Below are 6,800 nucleotides of genomic sequence, written 5' to 3'. Positions count from 1 at the left end.
ATATTGTTATCTATCTTATTATTTATACCGATGTCATTTTGTATTATTGACAAAGAAACAAGAAATGGAACGTATTTATTATTTTATAAATTTGTATCGTTTTTATATCCAATTGCAGCAATCAGTGCAATGCTAGCTTTCGTAACAAATCACTATTTCTTTGCGCTACTTTGGTTTGCATATACAGGAATCGTTGCATTATTTGGTATAAGTAGATTGCTAGAAAGAGGATGGAAGCCGTTAGAGGAAGCAGCTATAGATAGTGCTTTTATTTATTTGTTTTTAGGTGGTTTTTGGTTTTTTGCTTCTGTAGCAAAATTCCCCATTATGCATTTTAGTTCTGACATAGTTTTACTCACAGCTGCACACTTTCATTACTCGGCATTTCTATTGCCGTTATCAGCTGGTTTACTTGGAAGGAAAAGAGAACGAGGAAGTAAGTTATATGACGCTATTATGTTTATCATCGTCATTTCTCCAATGACAGTTGCGATAGGAATTACGTATTCGAGGGTGTTTGAATTTTTTGCAGTGTTCATATATTTATGTGCCATATACGGATATGGAGTTTACGTGTGGAGAACGAAATTTAATGCTATAAGTGCAAAGATTCTCCTTACTCTTTCATCCAGTACACTTATGGTAACGATAATGTTTTCACTCATATATTCATACGGGAATTTCAAACAAGTAATGACGATTACAATTGCACAAATGGTTTGGATCCACGGTGTGGTAAATGGAATTGGAGTAGCGTTACCAGCTTTTCTCGGTTGGATGATTGAAAAGAGTACTCCGAATTATAAATATTACGGGAAACCAATGAGCAGGTTAAGAGGAAATGCGACAGTTGGTGAAGCATTTTTACATAACAGAAATTTAATAGATAACAAGGAATACAAAGGTTTAGTTGATAAAATGAATGATTTTCATAGTGAGGCATTTGACGCGACGAAGATTCCTTTAAGTATTATTCGTTTTTATGAAAATACAAAAGAGTATGAGTTACAATCGCATATTAAATGGACTCGTTGGTTTCGCCCGCTTGCATTTTGTTATGAGAAAATGAGTAAGCGTGTAGGACAAATACATTTAGGAATGGGCGGCAAGTGGGAAACTATGCATGGCTCTATCATTGGGGTAATAGATGAGAAGGATGGAAGAGAGAATGTAAGGGCTTGGCTAAGAAAAAATGAAGCAGGAGAATCTATTTTTGTAGCTCTTTACTCAAAACATACCCATGAGGATGAGAAATACATGAATATCGGATTACCTTTACCATATTCGAATATGACGGGGATTTTGAAATTATGTAATAAGAATAAAGATTTAATCATTACTAGTAAGTTGAGAAGAAATGGTAAGGGAGATGAGGGGATTTATTTACATACTCGTTTCTTTACAATACGTTTACCATTAGCAGAGACTTTTATTATTAAAGAGAGCACGGATCAAATATTAGAAGCTAATCATAGAATGTGGATATTTGGAGTTAAGTTTTTAGAAATTGATTATGAGATTAAGAAAATAGAGGAGAAGTAAGAAAAGCTTGGAGAGATTCCAAGCTTTTTTACGTATGCGTAATTGTCATCGCAACTTGTTTATCCAAGTCTCGGTCCCAAACACGTTGAATTTCAAACGTACCTTTTTCAAAAAATAATGGGAATCTCTCTTTAAACCAATCTTGCATAGGAAGATTTAGTGCTTCATCAATTGGTACCCATAATAATTCGCCTTCAGGAGGATTCAAAAGGAGTTCACCTTCAAATGAATCTGTCCAATAGTTAAATACCATATATCGAACATTTTCCTTAGGATTTACATATTCGTCTAATCCCTTGAAAATTAAATTAGAAACGTGGAGTCCGGTCTCCTCTTTCGATTCTCGTATAGCAGCTTGTAATATGCTTTCTGGGAAATCTACTTTTCCACCAGGAGCTATGTAGCCAGGAAAACCTCGATGGTCGGGGCGTTTTATAAGTAAAGCGTCATTATTTCGCTGGATCATACACATTGTATAGATGCGGTGCTCGATGTTATGAGAATTTTGAGGCATAATAATGTATTCTCCTTTATCTTTTCTTGATAATTTTACCATAACGTAATAGTTTCTTATATAATTAAAAATAGAATATTATTAATTTTCAGTTATTAATTATAAAGTCTATAATCATTTGAAAAGAGGAGAGAGATATGCAAGGAGAAATACCAACAGAGAAAAATTTAAGTTATGTCGGTAAATTGTTATTGCCAGTTAAAGCGTCACCACATTTTAAATTTTTATGGATTGGGTATGGCTGCTTCTGGTGCGGGAGCTGTAATTGCAGCGCTAATTTTTGGTGGGAGGCAGCAGTGGCATAAGAGAGGATTACTTGCGTATGGCGGTGTGTTAATAAGTGGAATGGCACTATTAATTATGCCTTTCGTTTCTTGGGCACCTGCCTTAATTGGATTAATGGTAATTGAAGGATTCGGTATTATGATATTTGGGCTCATTTGGGAAACAAGTTTACAAGAGCTTGTACCAGAAGAAGCATTTGGAAGAGTGGCAAGCCTTGATATGTTAGGTTCATTTGCTTTATTGCCATTAGGATATGTGGTTGTAGGCTGGTTAGCTACTGTAATAGGTGGAAAGATAACAATTATAACGCTAGCCATTTTAGTACTCATAACAATTGGAATGGCATTGTCTGTACCAAGTATTCGGCGGTTCGATTGATCATGTAGGCTAAAAGGGGGATATGGTATATGACTATAGAAAACCTAAACGATTTAGTAGTAGCAGAGTTGGGATGTAAATACGTTTTGGAAGAAAAGGTATTTGAAGCAAAGAATTTTACGGTGTATATTGCGACTTCTATAGAAAATAAAATGACATATAATCGATTCATCTTAATTAAGCATTTATCTAATGAAGTGCCTTCCGTACATGTTTGGGACAAAAAAATTTGTGTAGACGATACAAAAATAGATATTGCAACAGAAGTGACAGAAGCAATTCAATCTGGTTTTGTAAATAAAGAGTAAGCCCTAATCAAATTAGGACTTACTCTTTATTAAACACAAATGTTTGTTTCATTTTTTTACTCTCATGTACTGGATGGCCGTTGTAAGAGAAATTCTTTTCTTCCCAAGTAATGACGATTTTAAAATTATGGCTATTAAAGTCTAATGGGAATACCATGTAGTCAAAGCTTGTATGACTTTTTGAAACGTTGTTATTTGATGTAGTAGGATTAAAGGTAGTTTTAGATGTAGGTGTGTTATCAAGTATTTCTACGGATACATTTGATACATCATTACCAATATTTTTTAAGAGTAAACTATACGTATCATATACACCTTGTTTTGGCTGCACCGCTAGCTTGTTTGAGTTATGAGATTTGTCAATTTCGATATACCACTGTTTAGACTTTGACGCAATTGGTAGTGATTGAAATGTGTATGCGCTAGCTTGTATTGGTAGTGCTAAGCAGATAAGGGAAAAAAGAGATATTATTTTTCGTTTCATTTTGAAAAACCCCCATTCTTTAACAAATTTATTTGTTATTATTCGCTCTGTTCGAGAAAATATACCATATAATGTAAGGGGATAGGGGGATGAGTCTCGGCTTAGGAATCATTATAGTATTCGCTACGGTTATACTTGGCACGTCTGCTTAATAGCTGGTATATACGCGATCCATATGCTGGCTGATACACATCAAATCCAGTCAGAGTGAATTGTAAGGGAGAACATTATATTGAAAGTACTAGTAAGCACGGGGAGTAGTATTTTTCTACAATTATTATTTTTGTATATATTTATTTCGGGTGTTTTATTGGAAGTTAATCCTTGGTATGCAGTAGTTGTGTATATAAGTGTAGCAATATTAAGTCTTTTCTTTGGGATATATTCGATTGTTCGTTCTGTAAGAAAAGGTTCGAATGCTATTTTTCTAACAATATCGGTTGGAGTTGTAACGTCGTTATTTGCAATATTAATTATCGGCTTTACAGTGTTTGCTTATTTTTTACCGGAAGCAGGTATTCCGCTGGTAATTAGTTTGTAGTATTGGTGGATCGATAAAGCTAATCTTTCTTAATTTATTTGAAAGATTAGCTTTTTTGTTAAAAAAATAATATTTCAAAAGGAAAATGAACTTTTTTAAAAGTAGAAGGTAATAAATATATGATAAGTAGAGAGAGGTGAAAATGTGGACGAAAAATTGCTAATTCATGAAATCAAGGAGGGAAATAAAGAGGCATTTAATACATTAGTACAACCATATATACAAAAAGCGTATAGAGCATCATACCTTATATTACATGATAGAAGTTTGGCTGAGGACGCTGTACAAGAATCGCTTATACAAGCTTATAAATCAATGCATCGTTTTGATGAAAAAATCGCATCATTTAAAACATGGTTTCACCAAATATTGATTCATATGACTTTAAAACAAAAAAGAAAAAAGAGATTAGCTTTTTTACAAATAGAAACGTGGTTTCAAATGAAGGAGGTGAAAACACCAGAAAGCGATTTTCTTATAAAAGAAGAAACGAGAATGGTTATGCAAGCTGTAAAATATTTACCGATAAAACAACAAGTTGTTATAGTTCTCTTTTATTATCAGGATTTATCCATTTTAGAAATTGCACAAGTTTTACATATAAAAGAAGGAACAGTGAAATCGAGATTATACAAAGCGAGAGAGAATTTAAGAGGTTATTTATCTTACTGTATTATGGAGGATCATGAAAAGGAGATGAATGCATGGATCGAATAATAAAGGAAGCTTTTCATGATCAAGCCAGTAAGGTCAACTTTCCAGAAAATCTAAATATAGAGGAACTTATACGTGAAAAGAAGAAGAGAAGATTCAAATTACAGTGGACATTAGTTCCGCTTCTAGTTATTATTTGTTTTTTTTGCAGTTGGAAGATAACAGATACTATCGCTGGGCTATTTGAAACAGAGCAGGTAGAGCATTTATATCATAAATACTTAATTTACGATAACTATTATTATGTACTTACTGAAGATGTAGTGGAGAAAAAAGATGTAGGAAATGAGTTAGGGGAAGTGAAACGCTCTGGAGAATGGGCTTATTTAGAAGAGGGGGATTCAGATATATTTATACCAGGAATAAAATATTATGAAATAAAAGGAGAAAAAAATAAGATTGTTGCTCAAATAAAAAAAGATAATAGAGGACCTCTAGAATATCAGGTTTTAAAGAAAGAAAAACCGATTGAAGAAGTGGATGAGAAAAACATATATGGAGCAAAAAATGATCTAAAGGGAGTTCAAAAATCAATTGAGAATGTTCGTCAAGTGGTACCTTTTTTATATGAGATCACGGACGAAGAATTGAAAATTGACTTTGTAAAATTAGATAATGATAAAAAACATTACTATGTGAAATTAATGTATGGGCCGTATACAAATAACCCTAAACATCCGAAAATTATTTTCGTGAGGCAATATGAAAAGAATTATGTTAATCAATATGCTTCGGATATGTCGTTAGATGGAGATTTTTGGTTTGATAAAAAAGATAGAGTAAATCAATTCAATATAAACAATATGGAGTGGATAGAATACCGATCTAAGAGAGAGAAAGAATACGTATCAGTATTTCATGCAGAACAAAATAACGTTATATATGAAGTATCTGCACAGCTATATATGGCAGAAGAGGTTGAAAAGTTTTTAGAAACTTTTCAACAAAGGAATGTTAAATAGTAAAGTGGACGTGTCAAAGGGTAATTGCTATTAAAGTGAGTAGTATATTAAGGGGAATTAGATAAGGAAGCTGTGTAGAGATTTTTCTACACAGCATTTTTTGTGTCTAGCGTTCAATTACATATGTTTGTTGGTATGTATATATCGCCTTTGTATCAATTTATTAAACTGAAGATGGAGAGTCCCACGTATGAATCAAAAGAATATTAATATGAAAAAATTACCAATAAATATGTTAAAATAACATTGTCATATAACAAGGGGGATTCGTTTGATGGAAAAAGAGCATCTTGCTAAAGTAGATTTAACGAAAAGAATTGAATCAAAATCTAAGTACAATAAGAAACTCGAAAAATATCAAATGCGCTTATTAGCACTACAGCAAATTTTAAAAGAAGAGAAAATAGCTGTTATGCTCGTTATGGAGGGTTGGGATGCAGCAGGTAAAGGCGGAGCGATTAAGCGAGTGACTGAACATCTTGATCCACGTGGATTCCAAGTAAATCCAATTGGCGCGCCTGCTCCTCATGAAAAACGGTATCATTATTTGCAACGTTTTTGGCGGAAACTTCCTCAGTACGGGCAAATTACTATATTCGACCGTTCATGGTATGGGCGTGTATTAGTTGAACGTGTTGAAGGCTTTGCTACAAACGAAGAGTGGACGAGAGCGTATGATGAAATTAATGATTTCGAAAAACTATTAACAGATGATCATTACATAATAGGAAAGTTTTTCTATCATATTAGTAAAGATGAACAGTTAAAGAGATTTACAGAAAGAGAGAACAACCCTCTTAAAAGATGGAAAATTACAGACGAAGACTGGCGAAATCGTGAAAAGTGGGATGAGTATGTTGAAGCAACGGAAGAAATGTTTGAAAAAACAGATAAGCCGAATGCGAAATGGCATATTATTGCGAGTAATGATAAACTATACGCCCGTTTGAAAACATTAAAAGTGATTATTTCATTAATTGAGGAGTATTTCTTAGAACATAATATAGAATTACCTTCTTATTATTATGAAATAAAAGAAGCTAATAAAAAGGAAATTGAGTCTATGCAAGAT

8 protein-coding genes and 1 pseudogene are annotated in these 6,800 nt (G+C 33.2%); 7 read left to right on the top strand and 2 right to left on the bottom strand.

The window, feature by feature from the left end; genetic code table 11:
• A partial coding sequence (locus AB3X48_RS15115) for a YndJ family protein (protein ID WP_367959711.1) occupies positions 1-1,542 on the top strand: 1,542 nt, incomplete at its 5' end.
• Between the two features lie 28 nt (positions 1,543-1,570).
• On the opposite strand, the gene AB3X48_RS15110 is transcribed toward AB3X48_RS15115, so the two are convergent.
• A complete protein-coding gene (locus tag AB3X48_RS15110) occupies positions 1,571-2,056 on the bottom strand; it encodes an 8-oxo-dGTP diphosphatase (RefSeq protein ID WP_002148930.1) in 486 nt (161 codons plus the stop codon).
• Positions 2,057-2,281: 225 nt separating this feature from the next.
• Between AB3X48_RS15110 and AB3X48_RS15105 the strand changes: the two are divergent.
• Both AB3X48_RS15105 and AB3X48_RS15100 read left to right on the top strand, forming a co-directional pair.
• Positions 2,282-2,719, top strand: a pseudogene (locus AB3X48_RS15105) (MFS transporter); the annotation flags it as partial.
• Between the two features lie 29 nt (positions 2,720-2,748).
• Positions 2,749-3,027: a hypothetical protein gene (locus AB3X48_RS15100; protein ID WP_002158391.1), complete on the top strand. Its 279-nt coding sequence runs from the start codon at positions 2,749-2,751 to the stop codon at positions 3,025-3,027.
• A gap of 19 nt (positions 3,028-3,046) precedes the next feature.
• On the opposite strand, the gene AB3X48_RS15095 is transcribed toward AB3X48_RS15100, so the two are convergent.
• Positions 3,047-3,511 (bottom strand): YozF family protein, encoded by a 465-nt coding sequence (locus AB3X48_RS15095; protein ID WP_016104484.1) that lies wholly within the window; start codon positions 3,509-3,511, stop codon positions 3,047-3,049.
• Between the two features lie 232 nt (positions 3,512-3,743).
• On the opposite strand from AB3X48_RS15095, the gene AB3X48_RS15090 reads away from it, so the two are divergent.
• The 4 genes from AB3X48_RS15090 to AB3X48_RS15075 all read left to right on the top strand — a co-directional run.
• Positions 3,744-4,052: a hypothetical protein gene (locus tag AB3X48_RS15090; RefSeq protein ID WP_016104485.1), complete on the top strand. Its 309-nt coding sequence runs from the start codon at positions 3,744-3,746 to the stop codon at positions 4,050-4,052.
• Between the two features lie 144 nt (positions 4,053-4,196).
• Positions 4,197-4,769 (top strand): RNA polymerase sigma factor, encoded by a 573-nt coding sequence (locus AB3X48_RS15085; RefSeq protein ID WP_016104486.1) that lies wholly within the window; start codon positions 4,197-4,199, stop codon positions 4,767-4,769.
• Positions 4,757-5,728, top strand: coding sequence for a hypothetical protein (locus tag AB3X48_RS15080; RefSeq protein ID WP_016104487.1), 972 nt, complete (start codon positions 4,757-4,759; stop codon positions 5,726-5,728). Before AB3X48_RS15085 ends, AB3X48_RS15080 begins: the two co-directional genes overlap by 13 nt.
• A 274-nt stretch (positions 5,729-6,002) precedes the next feature.
• Positions 6,003-6,800 (top strand): polyphosphate kinase 2 family protein (locus AB3X48_RS15075; RefSeq protein WP_367959710.1); only part of this gene is annotated, 798 nt, incomplete at its 3' end.

This window comes from Bacillus sp. S4 (genome assembly GCF_040838205.1).
Lineage (GTDB): Bacteria > Bacillota > Bacilli > Bacillales > Bacillaceae_G > Bacillus_A > Bacillus_A cereus_U.
This window is presented reverse-complemented; position numbering and strand designations above follow the sequence as displayed.

Bases quoted from the DNA above. Each gene is read 5' to 3' on its own strand.
- AB3X48_RS15100 (WP_002158391.1), top strand. From the start codon at position 2,749: ATGACTATAGAAAACCTAAACGATTTAGTAGTAGCAGAGTTGGGATGT.
- AB3X48_RS15080 (WP_016104487.1), top strand. From the start codon at position 4,757: ATGGATCGAATAATAAAGGAAGCTTTTCATGATCAAGCCAGTAAGGTC.
- AB3X48_RS15095 (WP_016104484.1), bottom strand. From the start codon at position 3,511: ATGAAACGAAAAATAATATCTCTTTTTTCCCTTATCTGCTTAGCACTA.
- AB3X48_RS15110 (WP_002148930.1), bottom strand. From the start codon at position 2,056: ATGCCTCAAAATTCTCATAACATCGAGCACCGCATCTATACAATGTGT.